Source organism: Citrobacter sp. wls615 (assembly GCF_005281355.1).
GTDB classification, from domain to species: Bacteria; Pseudomonadota; Gammaproteobacteria; order Enterobacterales; family Enterobacteriaceae; genus Citrobacter; species Citrobacter werkmanii.
The window spans coordinates 23,640-45,850 of the sequence record NZ_SZXM01000025.1 but is presented as its reverse complement, the minus strand read 5'-3'; the positions used below and the strand labels follow the sequence as shown (position 1 = coordinate 45,850).

The window sequence follows — 22,211 nt, the reverse complement described above, 5'->3', positions numbered from 1 at the left end:
TCCTTAACTCATGTAACGGAGGCCTGGGTAGTACGGAAGGGTGTAACGGTGACGTGGCCATGCAGTATCGAGTACGTTCATATAGCCAGCCGTTATTTGCGCCTGTGTCGACGTCCACGAACCACTTTTAATAGCCAGAGTATATGGAACTGAAGCTGGGGCGCTCAGGTCAGTAGAAACGTAGTTACGATAGGTTAAAGATGCCTCTGAGAGATTATCCAGCGCGTTACGAATCGCTGTTGAAGTAACTCCATCAATGTTATCGATAGCAAACTGCAAGTCCTGAGTTCCATCACTATTCCTGGCAGGAAGTGCAATATCAATCGCTGCTGCATTGAATGTCACAGCATCACCATTTTCTGTGGTTGCGGTAATATCATCGAAGCCCTTACATAAATAATAAACTTCACTACCGATGTTTATCTGGAGTGTTTCGATAATCACCTCTTCACCAGATGAGGCATAAAGACGATTCAGAATTGTCACGGTCTGGGCCACTCCCTGTTGAGCGCAATATCAATAATGCTGCTGTTGATAATGTAATCCGGGAAATCAGCCCAACCAGGTGCAAGAATTGGTCGTTCCCATAATTCAAGGGTGGCTGTATATCGCCAGTAATTACCACCCTCAATGGTCGGCCCTTCATAAATATCGACGAACCGGCAAACGTACATGTCGATAATGCCAAGAGGTGAGCGAAGAGGCATATTGAACCAGTCAGCCCCATCTTTGATGGTGTCTCTGAACCACGCCTCAAACAGTTGAGACTCTGGATCTGTAAACAACCATGCCACTGATGCCTGAGTTGGCGTTGAAGTGTACAGGCGGCGTTGCCTTGCCCTGCCAGATGTAAGTTCTGTTCTCAGCAATGGGCTAACAGGCTTTAACCCGAACCCTTCCTGTAACGGAATCGGCAGGTAATCATTCGGATAGTTAATGCTGGTTGTTTTAGCCATTAACCAGTTCTCCTGTTAGTGTTCCAGCGCATCATCGCTTTTGAAATTCTCCCCTTCCCGCTTGCGAGGTCACTGGCGGCCTGTTGATAACCAAGCTTTGCCCCTTCTGTAGTTGCTTGTTTCATCATGGCAATCTGAGTGTCGGAAGGGTCACCGTTCACATTCATGTTTATAACGGGTGAGAAACTAGCCCCCTGCGTGGACTGCTGATTCACCCTGTCGAGTGTTTCATCAAGCTTGGCAGAGGTCTGAGAAGTAACGACTCGCTCTCCTTTCTGAAGAAGCCAGGTCCCGGTTTCTGGAACGCTGTCGATACCATCGTGCGCCATACCTGCAAGGGCAGAAGTACCAACGGCTGCTACAAGCGGTGCAGTTACCGCCGCCGCTGTTGCCATTGCTGCAGGCGCAAGCGCTGGACCAACGATAGGGATTGCCGCTGTAGATGCATAAGCGGCGATCTGAGCCTGTAAAGATGAAGCCTGTGCGTTTGCCAGCATTGATGCCGCTGCACTTGCCTGAGTGGATTTACCTACCAGCAATTGCACAGCCTGATATACCAGCCACTGCGCCGCCATATCAGAAAGGGTTTTAATGATTGTTTCACCAAGGCCAGAGAAAATATTACTGAAGAAATCACCTAAATCCTCTGCCCCATGCACAAGATTATTCAGGTTGTCAGAGATGGATTCCGTTGCGCCATTAAGAATGGAGGTCATCGCATCGGCGGCGGTCTGGTAGTAATCAGCGGAGTTATCAGCGTAATCATTCAACGCATCCATAATCCCGCTTTGCCAGTCGCCCATCTGTGCGTCGGACTTTTTGTAATAGTCCTGCTGAATATCTAGACGCTCATCAAGTGCCTGCTGTAACGCTGACGTCTCCTGGTCATAAAGCGATTTACTGATATCGCCGCTTTGGTATTGCTTCTGAAGGTCTGCCTGTCTGTCGAGAAAACTACGCTGGATATCCAGCAACTCCTTCATGCGCTGGCGAGTCTTGTCGCCCATTCCTGCGCCAATAAAATCAGAATCATTTGCTGCCTGGTCATTCTGATTTTGCTTGCGCAAATTAGCGGTAAATTCGACAAGTTTCAGGTTTTCTTCGTTGGCTTTTTTCAGAGAGTTGAGACGGTCTATTTCCGTTGCAAGCTGTTCAAGGCGCTCTTTCTGTGCAGCATTAATCCCTGTTAATTTTCCTGAAGTGAAATCAAAACGCAGCTTCTCAAGCTCGGTGACCTGCTGATTCTTTTTGCCAGTTGTGTCTATTAACGCAATCTGGCGCTGATAGCTCATTTCCAGAGACTTAAACGCTGACTCCAGCTTCTTGGCCCCGGCGTCAGGCGATGCTTTACCGTTTGTTTCTCCTGAGCCTAAGGAATAGTTTTTACTGGATGAGGATGACCCACCTATGGTGGCCGGACTGAGAGGAAGATTATTACCGGCTTTCATAATGGAAAGTCGGCGTTCAAGCTGTGCTATTTCAGCTTTCTTCCCGTCAACGTCCATCCCAATTCTGTTAAAACTGGCAAGGAAACCCTGGTCTTCTACATCAGCTTTGAGGTTATTGAGTCGACGTTCTATATCAGTTACAGATGCATTGTCACCAACAGCCTTACCGCCTTTGTACAGGTCAATCAACTTACCTGCTTCAGCGCCAACTTTCACAAGCCAGGTAGCTAGGTCAACAACGCCGCCAACCAGGTCAGTTAGTCCCTGAATCACCAGAGGGTCTTTGAAAACATCGCCCATGTCAGTGATCGCATTCTGTAATCCTGACAGGTCAACATTTGCAAGACCGGTAGCAATCTCAATTTTTACGCCGTTAACCTGCGTCTCCATGTCTTCAAACAGGGAGTTTACTTTCACCAGTTTTTCGATGTCTGCATCATCAGGGGCAACACCAAACTGTTTTGCCGCGTCCATGTACTGGCGAAGCTTTTCACCACCCTGATCAAGTAAGGGCAGAAGCTTTGACAGGTCATTACCAAGGCTTTCGAGAATGGTTGTTTTCTCGGCGTTTGTTTTTATCTTGCCAAGAGCATCGCTGATAGCGAGAAGTTGTTTATCAGGTGACTCACCGGCTAATTTTTTTGCGGATAATCCCAGCGCATCAAGCGCACCGACAGCTTCACCAGATTTATTTAAGACCGCATCACCAATCTTATCGCCAATATCCTTAAAGATATCAGCCATCTGGTCACCAGATACGCCCGCTTTTTCGGCGGCATACTGCCAGGCCAGCAGAGACTGCGTAGACATATTGAGCGATTTCGCCCAACGGTCTGTTTCAGTGATCTGTTTGGAAGTGGTTTTCAGCAGGTTATAACCTGCAACGCCTACACCAATTGCTGCAGCGCTTGCAGCTGTCGCAAAAGCGGTGAACGCGGTGGCCGCAGCCTTGGCGTCAGATTGTACCTGTTTACGCCATTTTTGAGATGCTCGCTCAGACTGGCTAAGGCCAGAGACAAAACCACCAACCTTTGCCACCAGGTCGATAGTCAACGTGCCGAGGGATTTACCAGCCATGCTATGTCCACTCCTGCATAGCCTGTTCCAGTGAAATGGAAGGCTCGTTAATGTGTGGTGTGAAGTCTGTTACTTTGAAGGAGGGTGAATCTTTTCCACGGTTGACGTTTGCCAGCACAGAAGAAATAAGGCCAGCGGCCCACTCGGTACGCATCATTCCATTAAGGCTTCCGTACTTTTGACGGTAAAGAACCCAGTCGCGATACTCTGTAACGCTAACGCGTTCTTTTGCTTCAGCAATGGTGCGACCGCCGATCCCGTTGAGAACTAATTCACACCAGAATTCGTCGTCTGCGCTGAGTTCGCCTTTCCCAGGTCGTTTACCTGCTGAATAGCGACAAGCAGAGCAACGGTTAAAGCACCATCAAGCGCCCCACGGTCAGGATCTGCTTCACCAGTGATATCGGCAACAGTGAAAACTGGAGCGCCATTTTCATCACAGATGGATGCAGCGATACGCCCTGCAACACCATCAATTTTCCCCACCGCTGAAAGAACATTTGATACCGCGTCGTGATAACCCATTGGTCGGATATAAACGGTAGCTGTGATCTCTTTATCGCCCTGTTTCCAGGTGATTTCCTTCTCAACAGGACGACCAGTGAATGCCCCTGCCTGTTTTAACGAATCCAGATTCAGTTTCATTTCTTTCCTCTCAATTTGCGGGGTTTCCCCCGCTTATTAATGCCTGGTTATTAGCTCGTTGGCTGGGCCTTTGGAACCCAAACACCCTGCCCTGATCGCTGAATAGTTGCGGATGTTTGCACGACCGTATTCGCCTGGAAGTCGAACGGGAAATCTGAAACATAGCCCTGGAACACATACCAGGTACGTGTATCCGGCAGAGAAAGACCATCAACTGCATCTGGATCACCAGAAGTCGCTACCGTTGGTTCATCCGTTCCATCAGCCCAGCCAATAGCAAAGGTCAGGTTTGTCTGGTCACTGGATTCAGCCAGGTTGCTCAGCATTACATGGCTGTCGTTTGCCGGGTCTGCGTTAAGAGCTACAGTTGCCTGTCCTGGTGTTCGAAGTCCTTTCTTGTAATGGCGAGTACTGGTTTCACTCAGACAGGTATCTTCAATCTGGTCTGCCGGGCTACTACCTGGTGAGAACGAAGTAATACATTCAACTTCACTGACCACACCGTTATTCAGAACGTACATCTGAGTGCCTTGAGTCACTACTGACATAATTATCTCCGGGTATAAAAAAACCGGCTCAAGGCCGGTTGTGGAAGGTTTGTTATCGGTTGACTATCCAGTCAACGTCGAAAGAATATCGATACCTGAGCGTCTCAGGGTCTCGCGTCTGATTACCCCATCGAACAATGTTGGCTTTTACCTCTATCGCATTACGCATGGCTTTAGCGACAGCAATAGCCTCATCAGGAGTATCGGCATAGATATCAACCTGAAGCGAATACATGTCCGCATCTGGTCGTTGGTTGAGGAAATTTTCAGGAGAGCCGCTAATGTTCTGCCAGACGGCGTATGGATAAACAACGTCATCATCCTGAATGCCGAAAGGGTAAATTCTGACAGGGTTGCTTCCAAGCAGAGAAGTCACTGCCGGACTCGCCGCACAAACAGGAAAAATGGGAGCAATCATGCGGTCCCTCCTTTCTTCTGTGCTCGTTTGATAGCTCGGTCAATCCCCGCTTCGTAGTTAACAGAGAATGTGTTGAAAACCTCTATCAGCCTGGAATTTGCAGCAGCACGAACGAGCGGTTTTGCTGCCATCTTTTCAGTGCCAAACTCAAGAAGACGCCAGTGAGGAGTGGGTGCATCCTTCGCAGTGCTTGGATGCTTTTTTAATACGGCTCCCTGAAGAATGCCTATCCTGAAGGCAAGATCACCGGTTTGTTTAAACATACGACCATTCCAGCGCAGCGCGGCGTTATCAGCAATGCTACGTGCGGTGTGAGGATCGTCGAGTCGCTCTGCGTTTCTCTTTATCTGAGTTACGATAACGTTTCCAGCTTTCCTCAGTGCGGAGCGCCCTGTTTTGCGCTTAGTTTCCGAGGTAATGGCTTCTAACTTACCAAGCAGTGAATCTACACCTTCAAGCTTAAACTCAATGCTATCAGCCATCCTTTACCCCCTCTGAGCACGGAAGCGTGAGATATTCGAGTCCACTATCAGGGTCAGGAAGAATCCCCTCAATGCTGTAAATTTTTCCACGGAAAAGAATACGGTCTTTCTCCTGAATATCTTCCCGGTATCGGATAGTGATTCTTGCCGTTACTTTTACGTTTTCGGCTTGAGCTGCAATGAAGTCACGGACTGATGAAGAAACCACGCTGGCATAAACATCTGCCACGTTGTTCCAGGTATATTCCATTGCCCCTGTGGTTGGTGACTGGACAGATGTTCGTCGCTGAATAGTGATGCGGTGACGCAGTTTAGCAAACTCCACGATTACCTCGGCTTACCATCAAGATAGGTCTGCAGTGGCAGCTCATCATCAATTTCATCAACGAGCGTTTTTGCAATCAGAGATATCAGTGTTTCATCTGCCTGAGCCAGACGGTTTATCGCTTCTGCCTGTTTCAGTTGAGACGTTGCCAGCGCTTTCAGTGCCGCCGTTAGTTCGTTTACCTGCTGATCGTTCATAGGCAATCCTCGTCCACTTTTTAATCCACTCGCGCCGTCTGGCGCATCCTGCGCATGCCATACCAACCCCTTAAATAATTGTCGGCTTACGGAGGTCGTAAATCAGCATTGATACAGAAAAAGGAAGCTCTCCCTGTTTCAACTTTTCTTCTTCTTCACCGCCGCGGTTACGGTCCAGATAGCCAAGCAGAACCAACAGAGCAGTCTGAACGCGAGTAAGCGGCTCACCATCAATAAGATTTCCTGATTCATCCACGACAAGCGCGCGACTTCCCTGAATGTAGGAAAGTATTGCTGCGCTGCCGCCCTGAATTTTTAAGGTAAGGTCTGAATCTCCGTAATCGTCGTCAATACGGAGATGCAACTTAGCCTCTCCGAGCGTAACCAGTTCAATCATGGCTTATCCCTCAGATCTCGCCCTTTCTTAACAGCAAGTGTCCATCCTTTCGATCCTGTCTCACCAGGCTTGTCGCAAGTTTTCTCGTTGCAATGCCACATACAACCACCCCATGTGACCGTATCGCCAGGTTGATATTCGGTACCAGATTTGAATACATCGCGATAGATAGTTACCGGGATGTCAAAGGACTTAACTTCAACAGTACCGCTTGCTCTTTCGAGAGAAATTGAGAAGGTTCGCTGGTTATCTTGTTTGATATCAATGCCCGACACACCGTCAACAATACATTCCCAGCCCCGCATGCCGTGCGTCTTTTCGTGGGCGCGCCAAAGTCCGCCTTTGTGAGTCGCATAGGTACCGCGTGGATAGCTTTTTTTCTCATCGATGAATGGTTCAAGCTCTATTGCAAGAGCGTCACGACCATCGGAACCAGGTTTAGGAACAGGAATATTCGCGGCCACATCTTCAGCCAGTTTTTCAACATCTACCGGCTCTGGAAGAGATGCTGATACAACCTCTTCAACCAGGGAGCGAAGGTCTTCTACACTGACGCTTTTACCATCCTTAGGCTTAGGAAGTGATTCTAAAGCCTGCTTCACCGCACTTTCTGCCGCGTCGGCGATGCTCTGGCTTAAGTCGGGTAGTTCTGGTGCTTTCGGTAATTCAATGGCACTCACCGCTTCTGAAACCATTTTGGATACATCAGGAATTTCTACTGGCTGGAATTCAGGAATTGACAGACGAATCTCATCCATTTGCTTCTGTAGTCCAGCCTCAATTTCAACAAGCGCTTTTTTAAAGTCATCAGCCATTTTATTAATGGCTGAACCAAACTCTTCACCAAGCGCCTTTATCAGGGATAATTCACGTTCATTCATTTTGTTAATAATCCTCTGAGCATTGATTTCGCCGCGAAAAGTTCTGTCTCGGTTAATGCTTTGCCACTTTCGTCTTCCGGTGCTGTAGATGTCTGCGCCTGTGGCTGCCCTTTACCAAAAGGATCATCTGATGCATCACGTCTGGCCAGTGCCGGTAGGCTATAGTTCTGTTGTTGCAGGAAGAGCAAATCACCACCCTCAACCGGAGGAAGGTTTTCGCTTTTTCGCGCTTCGTTTGGTGTAAGAATAGTGTTTTTAACTCCATCACCCAGCGCTTTCATTCTGCGTTCGCTGTCCATGCGTAGAAGCGCACCAATATCAAGCTCTACTCGCTTTTTAGAATCCAGTTCGAAAGCTTCTTTCAGAAGCGACTCGATAGACTCAATCAGTACCTGCAGGCACTGTGAGTAATATTGTTGTTCAAGAGCTTCAACGTTATCAGAGCTTGGGATTTCGCCAACGCCAGCTTTATATGCCGGGACGTGAAAAGCAGAACAAACCATTTCTGCAGAGAGTTTCTGCTGTTCAACGGTCTGCGCATCGACTGCCGACATTGTTATCGCTTTGTATTCTGCACCACCAGACAACAGGCCAGTCTTTCCTGCATTTTCCCCTGTATAACCGGCATCCCAGGCTTCTTTTATTTCTTTGGCTTTTTCCGCATCAACTGATCCTGGAATAGTAATAACACCGCTTGGCTTACCTCCATTCTTAAAGAAGAAAGCAGAGCTTTCCTGAATGTGCTTACCCTGCATTGCCGCGAGCCCACAGGCATAGATGGGGGAAATACCAATCAGAGGGTGAAAGAGGCAGTTGAAGCGATCGTGAATGATTTCTCGCGCTGGTACGGTTACTTGTGTTGGCAACCCGCTAATCTGGTCAGGACTGATTTGGTAAAAAACAGAACCATCATCAGCTACCAGTGGCGTGACTTTATCAGGGTCAAGAATGCGAAGTTCTGTAATCTTTCCGGCACTGTTTTTAACCTTCATCACGTAGGTGTTACCGCGAGAAAGCTTTGAGTTCATCCACGTTTCAAAAAACTGAATTGTGTTCTGAAACTGGTTTGGCTTGCTGATTATTGTCTCGAAATTGGCATCTGAGATTTCTTTCCAGATACCGTTAGAATCTTTCGCCTGAACGGCTGGCGACATCTTTGAAATGTCACTGGCAATCAGGGTAATACAGGAAAACACCGCGTAGTAAGAAAGTACGGTTTCATTCCGGATTTCCATGTTTCTTTGCCATGCACCTGCAAAGGGTTCTCTGACAAATGAAAATATCGGAGTCCAGCCGCGAGATGATGGTTGCTGTAGTGCTTTCTCTTTCCGTCTAAAAGGATTCCACATCAGCCATTCTCCGCGTTTTCTTTTTTACTTTTACGCACCCCTGCTTTTTTGCCGGTTACGTATTCCGCCTTTTTCAGCAGAACCAGCACCTTTGCGCACTGGTCATTCACAATTTTCTCATCACCTGGCAATGAGTCATGTGTACGCTGAAGGTATCTGATTTTTGCCATCTGAAATGGCGGGGTTTCCCCCGCCCTCCTGTTTAGCTGGTCTGCCCGGAAGAGTAATTAACACCACTGATCACTGCTACAGCTGCAGTACGGCGACGTTTCCAGTTGATCCAGCGCTCTGCGCGGATGGCTACGCTATTTGTCTGCCACATGGACACCAATTCGACAGGCGTTGGCGTGACGCTATCACCAGTAGGCTCGGATTCCATTTCCAGTGATGCTTCAGTTGACATATCAACAGCAACACCGCCTTCATCAGCGAGATAGATATCTGGAGCGTTCATCAGGATCAGTTGATTTCCGACATACTGAGAAACGATGGCCGGTAGGCCTTCAAACGTGCCACCAAACATGGTCATGTCTGGATATTCTTTCTGCCCAAGGGCATTTTTACGCTTGGAGATGGCCAGCGCCGTTGAACTGGACATCAACCATACTGCGCCAGTAGGCTGAAGATTTGCATTGATAAACACTTCAAATGCCGCAGTGCTATCTGCATCAGGATCACCGGTGCTTGGGATGGTTGTCGCACCATTAGTGATAGATGCAGGGGAAATTCCTGAAACTTCTGCTTTCGTAGGATCTACAAAGTCAGTATCCAGGCGTGCAATAACGGATTCAGCAAGAGAGTTTCGAACCAGAACATCTGCTTTTGGATTAGAGAAGCGGATCAACTCTTCTGTAAGAACAGAAATGGCGGCAACTTTTGAGAAACCAAATGTGATGTTTGAGAAATCAAATTTTGTCAGTGGTTTGGCCTTACCCTGACCAACCCACTGCGCTGCACCGCCTGAAGTTTGTACGGGAATTCGAACGTTGAAAGGCACATCGCGCAGTGAAGGAATATTACCCACACCAAACTGGCCAATAATGGTTTGTGGACGCAAGAAATCGACGAAGTCATTCGCGAAATCTTGGTATTCAACTAATGAACCTGCCCACGCTGGGTCAGTGGTTGTCCCTGCATCTACAGCGGCCTTAAGAACGTGATGGAGTTTGGCATCTTCAGGATATTTGCTCTTCGCAATTGAAAGCGCTTCAGAGCGGACACCTTTAGCGGCTGCCAGAGCTTTGGTGAAGCGTGCCATCGCAATACCTTTTTCCAGTTTTGGAGGTACTCGAATGACTGCGGGTGCCTGATTTACAACTGTCACATCACCATTAGCTGTCTTGATAACCGGTTTTGCCGATGCAGCGATACTGGATTCCATATCGCGAAGACGACAAAGATGGTCATCAACTGCTTTAATTTCAGAAGATGTATTGTCGTACTTTTCCGTCTCTTCTGCGTCGAGAGTACGACCTTCATCAGCGGCTTTACTCATGATGTCATTCAGTGAAGCGGCCAGCGCTGCACGCTTGTTTTCAAAACTTTTGATCTGTTCAGCGATATTCATCGTTGGTTTTCCTTTTTGAGAAGTTTGTTTTTGTGCTGTAGCGCCAGCGGATTGATTTGCTTTAACCACGGGTTTCTCATTGCCAAGCGCGGCGAGTAACTGGCGGTCAAAAGATTTAACTGTCTGAATTGAACACTCAGAATTAGCGGGAATGGTTACGGCAGAGACTTCGAGTAATTCCCATTCGAGGAATTGAATGCCGCCAGAGTCGAGATAAGCGTATTTGATGGGCTTAAAACCAATCGACAGACCTTTTACGAGCCCTGACTTAATTGATGCCCACGCTTCTTCAAGTCTGGCAACCAGCTGCGATGGCATATCAGGTGTTGGCTTAACAAGTTGGGCTGTAATTTGCAGCCCCTCTTTCACCTTTTTCGCCGAGCAATTACCGATAGGCTGAGACCTGTCGTGCTGCCATAAAAAAGGGTTTTCACTGCCAAACTTCGCGCCGTCAGGCTCCATAATGTCGCCGTCACGGTCTGGTGATGGTGTGGAGGCAATGCCGGTGATAATCCGTTTATCCTCATCCACCGCTTTCACCGTCATGATGGTACATGCGCGGTCAAGCTTCATTTTCTGTCCTCCAGAAACGAAAAAACCCGCCGTAGCGGGTTATTAACTGACGTGTGTGTTATATGAAAAATACTTGGTAATCTTGTTTCTTCGCCTCTGGATTCAGTGCCATTAACGAGACGGCATTAAATAGCGCCATAAGGGGGTCAATCTTCCCTTTCCCGCTGGCCTGTTTGGTAATCAGGATGGCGTTACCCTTTGGTTCTACCCTTGCGTTACCAACGCACCAGGCCATCATCGGCTGTCCGCCGTGAATCAGTACGCCTTCAGCAAGTTTTCGCTCGGTAGTCATTATCGCGCCGCCAAGTCGCCAGCCCTGACTGATACCGACTACCAGTTCAGGAGGGATTCCTGCCTCAACCAGTGCATCCAGAATTTGTCCAACGCCTGCCGGGTCAATACCAATCTTATCCAGCAAATCAGCTTCATAAATTCTGCTGACGTACTCTGCAACTTGCTCTGTGTCCTGACCAACTCGCTTTACAATGGTGAAGTCTCCGGCCTTTTCAAAATCACGCAGTTTCGATATCTCGCTTTTACGGCGTTCAAGCATAATTTCGTGGGCCCAAGCATGGCTCCAGGATAGCCATTTTCGCGTGTCTTTATCTCTGCCGGTTATTGACAGTCCAAGTAGGTCATCAAGACCACCACCATCAATACCAACCGTGATGACCTCGCTGCGTTGTATAATATCTTCAAAACTTACCCTTTCTGCTTGTTGCTCCCAGAAATCAGCACCTGCCCATCGGTCAGCACGTAACGCCAAACCAATCTCTATGTTCGCGTGCTTTGCCATGAATCCACGAAATGCTTCTTGTCCTGCTTCTTTGGCTTTCCTAAACTCACGATTAAGAAACTGCTCATCGACCGAATACCCCAAGTTAGGGTTAACCATCGGCATATTTTCAAGAAGAAGGTGATCGCCGTTGGCAACCATTTCTGGCGGGTGTTCGAAAATAACGGGAAGAAAGTTTGGATCAATAATTTTCCCGTCTCTAACGTCGCGAGCGTACTGAAGTTTTTGTTTAAAAACACCGGCTGGAGGTTCGTTTGATTGCGTAGTGGTGTACATCACGAATCCTTCAGGACGAGATGCCAAACCACCTATCGCTTCACGAAGTAAATCCTCCGCATTTGCCTGCTTTCCGAATAGCCAAAGTTCATCAATCAGCGTTCCTACTGATTTAATCCCAGAAACAGTGTTTGCATCTGCTGCAACAACCTTCAGCGTGGTATCGCTCACCAGGTGAGTAATGGTCCTAATATGCGTTTGTACCTGGCAAAGATCATCAAGGTCATCATCACGCTTAACCATATCTCGCGCGGGGTTAAATGCGTTCGTTGCTACTTCTACAGTTGGGGCAATAATTGTGTAGCCGGCAGCTTGTCGCCAGTTGAGAAGCAGTGCCGTCATCATAATTCCGGCAGCAAGTGTAGATTTACTGTTTTTTTTCGGTATTAGTACGAAAACTTCCGTGATATGCCGCCTTCCTGTTTCGGCATCGTACGAACCGAAAAGCGCCGCAACCAGATCAAACACCCAATTGGCACACGACTCACCAAACGTTGGAGAGCCTGGCGCATCAACAATTTTCAGTTGCTTGAAAATATTAAGCGCTATCTCTGCCTGTTCAGGATAAATCGGTGGTGGAATTATCGAATCACCGCGCTTAAGTCGTTCACTCCAGTCAGGGCATGCTGTAGTCCATTCTGGCATTCATCACCCCCGGTTGTTTACTACAAGTTTCGGCGGTGCAGGAACGGCAAACTTATTGGCTGCATTTTTTGCGGCTGCGCCTTTCGCTTCCTTTTTCCCACCCTCACCTTTTTTCTGATGAATGTATGGAAGCATCGCCTTCGCTGCGTCTTTTCTGTCATCAAGTTCAAGAGTTGGGTCATTCATGACAGATTTCAGGAATTCAAGAGGATCTTCATATTTGTTCAGGGTCGGTACTGACTCTACCTCCATGGGTAGATCTTTTCCCACCGTTTCTGATGGAGGAATTGGCAGCCCAACAAATTTTGAAGGCTTATCACCTGCTCCATTTTTTTCAATGTAAGCGATGATATCCGGGTCTTTTGCCAGCCGTGAACCCTGAGACCTTGCGGTTTTCTCGGAGTAACCGGCCTTACGGGCTGCTTCAGCCTGGGATGAACCGGACATCCGCGCCTGTGCGAACTTGCGCTTCTGTCCTGTTAACACGTTAACACCCTCCAAAAGGGAATTTTTTCTACGCGTGAGAGGGGGCGCGGTGTCCAGCGCGATCGGCGTTGACACCCACTGATACCCCCCCGGTGTTTGGTCAGATAATTACGATGCCGTCTTGCGATTTATCTTTCGGCACAGAGTGCTTCAGAGCCTCACTGTCAGGATGGTTCATTGATGCTTCGCGCGATGACTTACCTGAGTGGCAATCAATGCACAGCGTCCAGAGGTTGCTCTCATCGTTGTCACCACCGAACTGTAGTGCTATGCGGTGATCAAGCTCGCTATCATGCAGGTCTACTACTTGATTACACATACAGCAGTGACCACCGTCGCGCACATAGATACGACGCTTAAGGCTTACCCTTGCGCTTCCACTCACTCGACGATTCTCACCATAGACAGGCTTTATTCTTCGGGTGTCGATAGCTTTCAGGCGCGGCCGTAGTGTCTTTAGCTTAGACATGTAACCTCCATGCTCTGCGGCGTTCTGTTCTTGGCTGATTGTCTCTGGCTGGTTCTACTGGCTGTCCATCAGCGTGGTCAACAAGTGAGTAGCATGGATAGACAACAGGGCCACCGTAAGCATCACCGACTGCATAGTCTGCTGCTTTATTGTGGTTCCATTTATCCAGCACTCTCTTGATATGTTGCTGAGGTACGCTGTAACAGACGCCATGAATAAGACGCGGCAATGTAATGAAGTCAGCTCTGGCCTTATCAGCTGCTATTAGCTTTGATGCTATCTCCAGTTGATACTGTGGTGGACGGCCAGTGCCTAGATAAAATGAACACAGTGCATCCGGATAACGTGCAAGCCATACAGCAATCTTTTCGCAGAAACCAGCAACTGGCATAGAATCATCTTCAAGCACTACCACACGGCATGATTGATTGGCTGCCCACTCCAGCGCGCGGCGATGATTCCAGTTAGCACCGTGATCATCAGTATCAATCATCAGGGTTGCACCAATAGATTCAGCCAAAATCAATGCCTGTTTACGGCGAACATGATGACCAATAACCACAAACATTACTTGTGGCGAAACCATGCGAACTCCTTACCGATACCATCAGTTTTAAAAATGGTATGAACCTTAGGGCCGGTAACGACTCTATTGCCAAATGACTTCGCAGCCATACCGAAAGCACCCATATCGACCAGCGCGGGGCGAGCTGTCTCCATCCTCCAGAAATGATGGCTTTCAATCAGGTAATACTGTCTGATGATCCTGTGAGCAAACTCCATTACATCGTCACGACTACCACCAAGTAGTCCAGCGTTGAGCAGCGGTTCATCAATGTGCTTCTCGATGAACTCGCTATATGCTTTGCCGTGGTGATTGGACTTCATCCATTCATCGGCATACGTCTTATGCTCTGAGCCCACGTAAATTTTACCCGGCTGCATTTCTGCCCATGGCTCTCTAAGCATTTCGACATCGGTACCATCAGTACACCAGATAAGGCGATACTCTGGATGAGCACGCAGATACTGATAAATATGCAGCCATCGTGCGAAATACGGACTCATTGACAAAGGTGACACTTTGAAAAGGTTCGCACCTTTCGGTGCTGTATCCAATTCGTCAGCCAGTACTACTGCATCAGCGCCACGAATAGACGTTGCCCATCCCTGAACCAACTCAGGAGACGCTTTCATCCTTACCTGACGTTGTGGATCATTCTGGCTGGTCAGCAATGCCGTAATCACCACGTTGCGCTGTTTCCTGAAAGGAACGTATGCGGTGTAACCGTTATCGCGTCTGTCGCTATAAATAACAGCATTAGCTTTTGCTAACGCTTCACGCTCAGGTCGGGGAATTGAACGCGCACCCTCTTCGTACTCATCCATCGAATGAATGAGCTTTTCAGAGCCCGCAACATCCGCAAACGCCCAGGTCGATAACCCTGCGTTGTGAATGCGAAGCGCCAGATCAGGATGCTCGTACATGCCACGCCCGTATACCGGATCGAAGCCGCCAACCTTATCAATGGCGCTGCGGTGGTAATAAAGCATAACGCCGCGCTGCCCGGTGTAAGCGATATGCTTATCATCCCGATATAGGACGGTCATATCGTTTATTTTTCGTGGGCCAGCCAGATCGAGAAATTGATAAGCCAGATGCGGCTCTGGAGATTCGATGTAAGGGAGATGCCAGTTATCAGCGATTGGCCATGCATCATCATCCCACAGAAAGAGATGATCACACCCGGCGTCCACCAGCGCGGTCAGGCTGGCGTTCTTCGAAGCGACAATACCGCATGATTGGTCATGTCGAACCAGATTCACGTTATCCGGTACAACAGCGGCAGGATTTGAACCATCGTCTATCACAACCACCAGCGCACCAGATGGAAGATGCTTCATGTGCTGCTCAATGGCACGCTTAAGCACTTCATGACGATTATGGGTTGTGATTGCTATCCCAATACGTACTTTGTTATCGCCTTCTGGTGTAAAACGCACCCCGTTTATTAATACTTCCATAAACCACCATCAGACAAATTATGCTTGGTAAGAAATCCTTTCACCGTTTCTCCCAACTCTTTTAACTGCTCAACGGTTAATGTCTTATCTGGATGGATTACAATCTGGAATTCGTTAGAAGCTCTTGGGTTGTCTAAATCAATTCGTGGTTGTTTTTCTGAATGTTCATTGCTGAGATTAAATGTCGCAATTACTTTCGGCATTTCATTTGGCGCAGTTTCTACCACCGTTGAAACCTGACCATCAATAAGCAAGCCACCTACGGCTATTCCATACCCGAAGAAACGATCACCGCGATACAATTTTGCAAGCTGATACTTCATGTGCGTTTCCTTTTAGACGTGAGCCTGTCGCACGGCAATGCCGCCCGATAGGTAAACGCAACCTAACGGCATCACCCAGGCTCACTACTGAAAGACTCTCTTTGATGTGCGCGTGCGAAGCGCAATAAAAAAGCCACCAGCAAATGCCAGTGGCTAGAGATACTCATTGCGAATAACCATCACAAAATTACTTAGCCCGTGAGGGTAGAAAATTTACTCGAGGCCAAATTTCTTCTTTAAATATGCCTTTGTTAACTCCAGCCCAACATCTTTGATTGTACTCAAGGGGGCATCGCTCATTGACTTTAACTTCTCAAAAACCGTAGGCTCATTTAATGCCTGGGCGAACTCTTGTCCCTGCGCAGATAGCCGCACTTCAGTACCCATATCTAGCATATAGCCACGATGGCGCATGTAGCCCAGTTTAGTTATATCATTCGTTATCAGATCTTTATTACTGATATAACCTTGCTCAATAAGAAGTAGATAATGAAACATACCTTCATTCGAGCAGATATCATACCCAGCTTCAGCTAAGTCTTTTGTAGATATAAAAGGGGTTTTCGCTTTCAAAAATACCTCAAGCATACCCTTCATGTATTCTAAATTTTTAACCACAAAAACCTCCTTATCATAATTGGAGGTCTAGAATACCGTTTACAAGTGCGTTGATAAATCATTATCGCAGACACTCAGTGAATGCCTGCTGTAATGCTACCTGTTAAGCCCACCAGCAGGTGAGCTTTGGAATGGCTTAACCCAGCTTGGCGCGCACCAGCGCATCTTTGGCTTCGAGAAGCTTACGGAGGCCAGCAGACTTTTCAGCGCCATCCGGCAGTGACTCATCCATCAGTGTCGCAAGATCGCCAATTGGCTTACTCACTTCCTGCAGGTGCACCGGGAGATGCTGATATGCGAAATACTTCATGATTGGAGATGACATTCTTTACCCTCAGTTAGTAAAAAGCCCCGCTATTGCGAGGCCGTAGTAATTTTATTTTGACAGTTGCGCTGAACAGACCGGTTATGCGTCAACACATCTTTCTTAGTCTGGCGATCCATTACCTCAATGTCGTGCTCGGTTATGTAGATGATATTCACCCAGTCACAGGCCGTGTCCGTTACTTCAGGTTTTGCGGGTAAATTTTTCGCGCAACTCACGGTCAACATCGTCATCAGGAAGATGATTAACAGTCTGCTGTACATCCCTGGCTCCTTTTGTTGTCTCCACCCGGCGTTCTGCAACGGCTTCAGTAGCTGCTGCGCGTTCTTCAGTGCGTTGCTGATCTACTTTGGCTTCCGCTTTATTGGTGCCTCGCAAATGACCAACACCAAAACCACCGGCAGCTGCAACCATAATTGCACCAATAACGCCGATAATAATTTCTACAATGCTCATGCGATTACCTTTGGTTCAAATGAGCGGACGTTGATAGGCTGACCGTATGGGAAAGACCAGTTAAGCCATGTGAAGGTTTTAAGTTCACACATCCCGTCGAACACCTCGCCAGGTTTAATATCGCTATAACTGCAAACGATATGTAATTCGTCACCCTTCTCCTGCAAAACAACCGTGTCCGTTTCCCAATGTGGAATGACAAGAACCAGCCACTTAATCATGAGAGCACCGATTTTGCTTTGGCGTAGCGTGCACGGCGGTCGTTAATGCCGTTCTGCCCACCATTGATGATCTGAGTGATGCGAACCAGATCGCCGGAGTAGCTCAGGCATCCGCTGGTGGCGTAGAACCATGCGGCTGATCGTGAAGCGTTGATATCCTTTTCCAGCAACTCAGGATTACTGACTAAATCCAGTTTTAATCCCGTTCCGCAGCGGCGGTAATTATCAAGACCGGTAATCTGAATCAGTCCACGGCCACGATATTTCCACCCATCACCTGATGCTTTGTTTCCGAGGCGATTGCTGTACACCAGATTTGCAATGGCTGGCTGATTGGCTACCTGCCCTTTTTCTTTGTCACGCCCAAGCATATATGCCTGATAGTTCGTAATGCGGCGTCCAAAGGTGGTCAGCAGAGCAGCAGGGGTGTAGTTGAAGCTCTCCACCAGCGCGGTAAATCCTGCTGATTCATGTCCTGCCTGAGCGATAAACATTGCCAGGTCTTCGGGCTTAACAATGCCGAACTCTTTCATCGCAGCATCAATATGCGGAAACCAGCGCGAAGCTAACCCAGCGCTTACACCAGCCGCCTGTTGAAATTGTGATTGGTTCATTAATGCCTCAGCGTATCAACGAGACGCGCCACGTTCCCACGAGCCCATAAGACGGCAGCGCAAATAAGAAGGTTTACGATGACCACCATCCAGTGTGACTCCTGGTAGAGGCCGAACAGGTAACGGAAAGGGACGCTGGCATAAACCAGCACAAAGAAGTAAGCCAGCAATGATATAGCGGGGCGATGCCTTGCCCCTTCACGCTGGTAGAACATCAGGACAAGGACGATGACCGCACAAATACCTGCATTCACCATCGCTGACGGATCACTTGTTACCATTGCTGGCCCCTCCTCCACGGAATCGCGAAAGAATACTGAACAGGCTTCCCAAATCCTGACTGTTGAAAAATGTGAGCACTTTGATTGTCATCGCCGCCACTACAACAGCACCAAGTGCGTCTAATGGCCTGTCACTATACCCGGTAGCTTGTGACAACTTTGAACCAACCAGGCCAGCAGCAAGAACGCCAACAATGAATGACGTCATGAAGTAAGCAATCAGTCGTACTCGTGTGATATTTGCCGCTGTCGCTACATAAAATACTGCACCAGCGAATGCGCCAAATACCACGCCATAATCAATACCGGTTGCAAGACCAAATACGCTGGCTCCCATCAGGCCACCAGCCGCGACCGTAGTGCCAGAAACAGGATCGGACATTAAGCCCCCTCTTATTGCTGTGAGTCCTCTCAAATTGAGGGGAAATAAAAAAGGCCACGCAATGCGCAGCCTTAAAATGGTCCTGCTTACTGGTACAGGGCGCTCAACCTTGGTTTGCGCAGAGTTTAATTGTGGTCCTGCCTATGTGAGCTTTAAGGTCGGCTGGAACATGTAGACTCCTTATCACTCCCCGCTCTTTGTCTTATTGGCGGCGGTCATCCATAAAAAAACCCCGCCGTAGCGAGGTTATTAAATTTTATTCCTAACCGTAGACATACAATGCCCATCGTTAGTGTCAAATTAACTCAAAAACGGCAACATTGCAAGTAAATTGACGCTAAATTACGCGATATCGCTCAAACTTTCGTTTCTGGTAACTTTTTTCAATTGTGTATTTGAATAGTTCTCTTCCTGGAAACAACGAGAAACGAGCATTTCATAGAATGGTTTCCAGCTATAGCGCCAAGTACGATCTGGAAGGCTTGGGAGTTCGGAAAAGATACCCCGGTAAGCAACGGAGGATTTTGGTCTGCTGTAACCGCGACCTTCACAGCGTTTGCATTCCTTATAAACCGGTACGCCCTGAAGATCTGTTGCTTTTCGGTCCAGCGTCTTTCCTGTCCCACCACACTGGCAGCGCTTGCTTAGCTTTCCGGTTCCGTGACATTTAGTGCAGAGTGATTGCTCAATATCCTTAACCTCACGCTTCTTTTCGAAATCAGATGGTGACTGCCCGAAGTCTTTGGCCCATTGCGGAAGCCTCATTGTGTAATGGCTTTTAGTTACCGTTACAACTTTTTCAATTAGCCCTTTGCCATTGCATTTAGGACAATCGAATACATCAGCAGCTGATGATGCATAGTCGTTATAGGCGAACTTAGCCAAGATGAGCATACATAGAGGGAATTTTTTACCAGCTAGGCGGCGAACTGCAAAAGGCGCGGATTCTTTGGCGTATTCAGCAAGCCAGTTTATTGATGCTTCTCTGTCCTGCTTACTTACCCCAGCCTTACCAAGATACATGGCAAGGCCAATTCCAGCGTCTGCCTGGGTCATGCCAAGAGCTGCCATAACATCAGTTACTGTTAGTTGTTCACTAGCGGTAGCGCGAACACTATCGGAAATATGCATTCCTTTTGGGGCAAAAAATTTAACAACATTATCGAGATCCATGAGCGTCTCCACTTACGCCAGTACGCCGATTGCCAGCGCACGATCTATAATCCGAAACACCAAGACCAGTTGGTCACCGTATTTCGCTTCAAATGCCACAGGATCAGCATGCAACTCGTCGTGATGCTCTCTGCACAGAGGAATCACAAACAGGTCGTGTGCCTTTGTACCCATTCCACCCTGCCCATGGCCAATCAGATGGTGGGGGTCGTCAGCTTGCTTGTTACAGCAGACGCACGGCTGGGCCTTAACCCATCTCGTGTATTTCTCATTTACCCAGCGACGACGCTTGGGTTTAAGCATGAAGGATTCCGGCGTTTCCGGGTCTACCTTCATCGCCACTAACTTTTTCGCTTTCTCCTGTACCAGTTGTTGAGCGGGTAATGTCGGAACAATATCGCTTTCACGTGTTACCGACTGGTTAATCTCTTCCTTCAGACGAAGGGCTTTATGGGCTACGGCTTCAGGTATCTCTTCAGCCAGGTCGTTCCTGACCATCCACCAGCAAAACTCCGGCAGCGTCAGAATGTGGTCCTCACTGAAACCTAATTGGCCGTTTACAACCTTCAGTAGCCAGGATACCAGGTTTTCACGGGCTATACCCGCCAGACCTTCAGTGAACTGATCACGAATTTTTAAGTCACAGCCCCAGCACGTGCGGATTGAGCCAGGCGCATGCCGGGTGATGGTGTAGTTGCGATCATGCCACTCACTGTGTGGGTACTGACATTCCAGTTTTCTTTCGAGCCAGGCATCCAGTGAATTCAGTCCACCAGCACGATGTATGACCTTCTGATTTTCGAAGACATCACGCATCAACGGATCGCTCTGAAGCTCCTGAGAAGTCTCCGGCAGCATGCCAGACGGTAACTCAGCCATTGACTCTGCCTGCGGCTCGATAAGAACACGCCCACGTATGAACAGATGCATCAGTTCACTGCCTGGGCGAAATATCACTACCCCGGTCATCGGTGCCACTTCAGGTGTCAGTAATGCCCTCACGCTACCTGCCCCTTAGCAACATGCTCTGCCCACAGACCACCAATCCAGCGAACACCCTTGGCGGTGAAGCGGGACTGATTGAACGCGTAATTTGTCTGGTTTGTCGTTCCTGTCTTCACCTCGAAGCGCCCTGCTTCGATATGCTTGCTCTTTGGCGTGAGAACACGGTTAAGCCGGTACATGATGCCGTTCTCAATCAGGAACATCGCAAACTCCGGCTCTTTAGCATTAAGCAGCTTGGCAACCTGTCGGAATGTCATTGACCCAGTAGCCGTAACATAACGATCAACGAACTCGGCCTTCGGTGCAGCTACTGCCAGTTCTTCACTCAGGCGCTGTTTCTGTTCTGCCAGATCAGCAGCAAGGCGCAGGGCCTCAGGAAGTGACCGGGGGACAACCATTCCACCGTTGCTCTCCAGCTCCTGCCAGCGGTCAACAAGTCGGGCGGTAAACTCCGGCGATAATTGAGCAACGATGACATAGCTGTCTCGTTTGTTCACTTCATAGTGATGGTAGGTCTGACCGTTCTGGGGATGGGTGTACTGCAATGCAGCATACCCTCCAATCACACCGGAATTCATAAGGCGCTCTATCGTTACGCAGACATTGCTATGCCGGGAATCAACCAGTTTCGCTATCTCACGGCTGGACATGGTGATCTGCTGTCCCGTTGTTGCGGCATGGTGGGTAGGACACGTTACGGTTATGCTCATCTGCTGCATGTTCTGTCTCCACTTTTGAAATGCGAAGCGGGCTGCACCCCACTACGCGTGTTTCTGTATTTTACTGCCTGATATATGCGCTTGCATTGTGAGCTGTATGTTTGATCAGTTATTTATAGTGATTAATATTGATCTCTACTCTTCCGGGCTTTGCTACCGGACCCCACTCGATAGCCATCCGTTTAACCTGACTATCGTCTTCCCAGACTCTGGCATTCGTCAGTGCGTCGAAAAGCGCTTTGTTGTAGTTGTCCAGATCCCGCCGTCTGTTATCTGGCGGGAAAAGAACTATGTTTACCTCAACGTTGACGTTAACTGGTTTCGGTATACCGCCGTACTGCTGCACAACAGAGGCATAAACGTTCTTCTTGAACTTCCTCCCCATCTCACTTATCAGATGCTTACCCTTTAGCGCTCCACGATCAGGGGACCGGTAATAGGTGTTAACTGTTGGCGGGAATGGCAACGTTAATTTCATTGCTGAACACCTCTCGCTTCCAGCCATGACAAGGCGGGTTCTCTTGAATCACTATC

Annotated in this window: 30 protein-coding genes; all 30 read right to left on the bottom strand. The window is 48.4% G+C overall.

Going from position 1 to position 22,211, the window contains the following annotated elements:
- Positions 1-3: 3 nt before the first annotated feature.
- Positions 4-486: a DUF1833 family protein gene (locus FDX04_RS08120; RefSeq protein ID WP_042063950.1), complete on the bottom strand. Its 483-nt coding sequence runs from the start codon at positions 484-486 to the stop codon at positions 4-6.
- On the bottom strand, positions 483-956 hold the full coding sequence (locus FDX04_RS08115; protein ID WP_042063951.1) for a hypothetical protein: 474 nt from the start codon (positions 954-956) through the stop codon (positions 483-485). Before FDX04_RS08115 ends, FDX04_RS08120 begins: the two co-directional genes overlap by 4 nt.
- A complete protein-coding gene (locus FDX04_RS08110; RefSeq protein WP_137370747.1) occupies positions 956-3,481 on the bottom strand; it encodes a phage tail tape measure protein in 2,526 nt (841 codons plus the stop codon). The genes FDX04_RS08115 and FDX04_RS08110 overlap by 1 nt, the downstream gene beginning before the upstream one ends.
- Positions 3,482-3,748: 267 nt before the next feature.
- Positions 3,749-4,126 (bottom strand): phage tail assembly chaperone family protein, TAC, encoded by a 378-nt coding sequence (locus FDX04_RS08100; protein ID WP_097570876.1) that lies wholly within the window; start codon positions 4,124-4,126, stop codon positions 3,749-3,751.
- 50 nt (positions 4,127-4,176) lie between these two features.
- Positions 4,177-4,674 (bottom strand): phage tail tube protein, encoded by a 498-nt coding sequence (locus FDX04_RS08095; RefSeq protein WP_137370746.1) that lies wholly within the window; start codon positions 4,672-4,674, stop codon positions 4,177-4,179.
- Positions 4,675-4,726: 52 nt separating this feature from the next.
- On the bottom strand, positions 4,727-5,092 hold the full coding sequence (locus tag FDX04_RS08090; RefSeq protein ID WP_137370745.1) for a DUF3168 domain-containing protein: 366 nt from the start codon (positions 5,090-5,092) through the stop codon (positions 4,727-4,729).
- Positions 5,089-5,574 (bottom strand): HK97-gp10 family putative phage morphogenesis protein, encoded by a 486-nt coding sequence (locus tag FDX04_RS08085; protein ID WP_137370744.1) that lies wholly within the window; start codon positions 5,572-5,574, stop codon positions 5,089-5,091. Before FDX04_RS08085 ends, FDX04_RS08090 begins: the two co-directional genes overlap by 4 nt.
- A complete protein-coding gene (locus tag FDX04_RS08080; protein WP_069891546.1) occupies positions 5,567-5,899 on the bottom strand; it encodes a phage head closure protein in 333 nt (110 codons plus the stop codon). Before FDX04_RS08080 ends, FDX04_RS08085 begins: the two co-directional genes overlap by 8 nt.
- A 2-nt stretch (positions 5,900-5,901) precedes the next feature.
- Complete coding sequence (locus FDX04_RS24145) at positions 5,902-6,096, bottom strand: hypothetical protein (RefSeq protein WP_170975149.1); 195 nt, start codon at positions 6,094-6,096, stop codon at positions 5,902-5,904.
- A gap of 70 nt (positions 6,097-6,166) precedes the next feature.
- Positions 6,167-6,493 (bottom strand): head-tail connector protein, encoded by a 327-nt coding sequence (locus tag FDX04_RS08075; protein WP_137370743.1) that lies wholly within the window; start codon positions 6,491-6,493, stop codon positions 6,167-6,169.
- The gene (locus FDX04_RS08070; RefSeq protein WP_137370742.1) at positions 6,490-7,374 is read right to left on the bottom strand and encodes a phage gp6-like head-tail connector protein; all 885 of its coding nucleotides are present in this window, start codon (positions 7,372-7,374) and stop codon (positions 6,490-6,492) included. The genes FDX04_RS08075 and FDX04_RS08070 overlap by 4 nt, the downstream gene beginning before the upstream one ends.
- On the bottom strand, positions 7,371-8,723 hold the full coding sequence (locus FDX04_RS08065; protein ID WP_137370741.1) for a phage portal protein: 1,353 nt from the start codon (positions 8,721-8,723) through the stop codon (positions 7,371-7,373). The genes FDX04_RS08070 and FDX04_RS08065 overlap by 4 nt, the downstream gene beginning before the upstream one ends.
- A gap of 202 nt (positions 8,724-8,925) precedes the next feature.
- Entirely contained in the window at positions 8,926-10,863 is a 1,938-nt protein-coding gene (locus FDX04_RS08060; protein WP_137370740.1) for a phage major capsid protein, read from the bottom strand.
- Between the two features lie 58 nt (positions 10,864-10,921).
- Positions 10,922-12,580: a terminase large subunit gene (locus FDX04_RS08055; RefSeq protein WP_137370739.1), complete on the bottom strand. Its 1,659-nt coding sequence runs from the start codon at positions 12,578-12,580 to the stop codon at positions 10,922-10,924.
- Positions 12,581-12,583: 3 nt separating this feature from the next.
- Positions 12,584-13,066: a terminase small subunit gene (locus FDX04_RS08050; protein ID WP_137370738.1), complete on the bottom strand. Its 483-nt coding sequence runs from the start codon at positions 13,064-13,066 to the stop codon at positions 12,584-12,586.
- A 100-nt stretch (positions 13,067-13,166) separates the two neighbouring features.
- On the bottom strand, positions 13,167-13,535 hold the full coding sequence (locus FDX04_RS08045; protein WP_137370737.1) for an HNH endonuclease: 369 nt from the start codon (positions 13,533-13,535) through the stop codon (positions 13,167-13,169).
- Positions 13,528-14,121, bottom strand: a complete 594-nt coding sequence (locus FDX04_RS08040; RefSeq protein WP_137370736.1) for a hypothetical protein — start codon at positions 14,119-14,121, stop codon at positions 13,528-13,530. Before FDX04_RS08040 ends, FDX04_RS08045 begins: the two co-directional genes overlap by 8 nt.
- Positions 14,103-15,560 carry a glycosyltransferase family 2 protein gene (locus FDX04_RS08035; RefSeq protein ID WP_137370735.1) on the bottom strand — a complete coding sequence of 486 codons (1,458 nt, stop codon included), beginning with the start codon at positions 15,558-15,560 and terminating at the stop codon, positions 14,103-14,105. The genes FDX04_RS08040 and FDX04_RS08035 overlap by 19 nt, the downstream gene beginning before the upstream one ends.
- Entirely contained in the window at positions 15,548-15,883 is a 336-nt protein-coding gene (locus FDX04_RS24305) for a hypothetical protein (RefSeq protein WP_212734321.1), read from the bottom strand. Before FDX04_RS24305 ends, FDX04_RS08035 begins: the two co-directional genes overlap by 13 nt.
- A 213-nt stretch (positions 15,884-16,096) precedes the next feature.
- Positions 16,097-16,501 (bottom strand): hypothetical protein, encoded by a 405-nt coding sequence (locus tag FDX04_RS08025; protein ID WP_137370734.1) that lies wholly within the window; start codon positions 16,499-16,501, stop codon positions 16,097-16,099.
- Positions 16,502-16,637: 136 nt separating this feature from the next.
- Entirely contained in the window at positions 16,638-16,826 is a 189-nt protein-coding gene (locus FDX04_RS08020; protein ID WP_137370733.1) for a hypothetical protein, read from the bottom strand.
- 29 nt (positions 16,827-16,855) lie between these two features.
- Positions 16,856-17,053: a hypothetical protein gene (locus FDX04_RS24435; RefSeq protein WP_137370732.1), complete on the bottom strand. Its 198-nt coding sequence runs from the start codon at positions 17,051-17,053 to the stop codon at positions 16,856-16,858.
- Complete coding sequence (locus FDX04_RS08010; RefSeq protein WP_137370731.1) at positions 17,010-17,282, bottom strand: hypothetical protein; 273 nt, start codon at positions 17,280-17,282, stop codon at positions 17,010-17,012. The genes FDX04_RS24435 and FDX04_RS08010 overlap by 44 nt, the downstream gene beginning before the upstream one ends.
- A gap of 217 nt (positions 17,283-17,499) precedes the next feature.
- Entirely contained in the window at positions 17,500-18,117 is a 618-nt protein-coding gene (locus FDX04_RS08000; RefSeq protein ID WP_137370729.1) for a glycoside hydrolase family 19 protein, read from the bottom strand.
- Positions 18,117-18,398, bottom strand: a complete 282-nt coding sequence (locus FDX04_RS07995; protein ID WP_048217455.1) for a phage holin family protein — start codon at positions 18,396-18,398, stop codon at positions 18,117-18,119. The genes FDX04_RS08000 and FDX04_RS07995 overlap by 1 nt, the downstream gene beginning before the upstream one ends.
- The gene (locus FDX04_RS07990) at positions 18,385-18,780 is read right to left on the bottom strand and encodes a phage holin family protein (protein ID WP_008323296.1); all 396 of its coding nucleotides are present in this window, start codon (positions 18,778-18,780) and stop codon (positions 18,385-18,387) included. The genes FDX04_RS07995 and FDX04_RS07990 overlap by 14 nt, the downstream gene beginning before the upstream one ends.
- Before the next feature lie 342 nt (positions 18,781-19,122).
- Positions 19,123-19,953 carry an antitermination protein gene (locus FDX04_RS07985; protein ID WP_137370728.1) on the bottom strand — a complete coding sequence of 277 codons (831 nt, stop codon included), beginning with the start codon at positions 19,951-19,953 and terminating at the stop codon, positions 19,123-19,125.
- Between the two features lie 12 nt (positions 19,954-19,965).
- A complete protein-coding gene (locus FDX04_RS07980) occupies positions 19,966-20,955 on the bottom strand; it encodes a DUF968 domain-containing protein (protein ID WP_137370727.1) in 990 nt (329 codons plus the stop codon).
- Positions 20,952-21,668, bottom strand: coding sequence for a phage antirepressor KilAC domain-containing protein (locus tag FDX04_RS07975; RefSeq protein ID WP_137370761.1), 717 nt, complete (start codon positions 21,666-21,668; stop codon positions 20,952-20,954). Before FDX04_RS07975 ends, FDX04_RS07980 begins: the two co-directional genes overlap by 4 nt.
- Before the next feature lie 118 nt (positions 21,669-21,786).
- Positions 21,787-22,155, bottom strand: coding sequence for a RusA family crossover junction endodeoxyribonuclease (locus FDX04_RS07970; RefSeq protein ID WP_048231595.1), 369 nt, complete (start codon positions 22,153-22,155; stop codon positions 21,787-21,789).
- Positions 22,156-22,211: the final 56 nt, after the last annotated feature.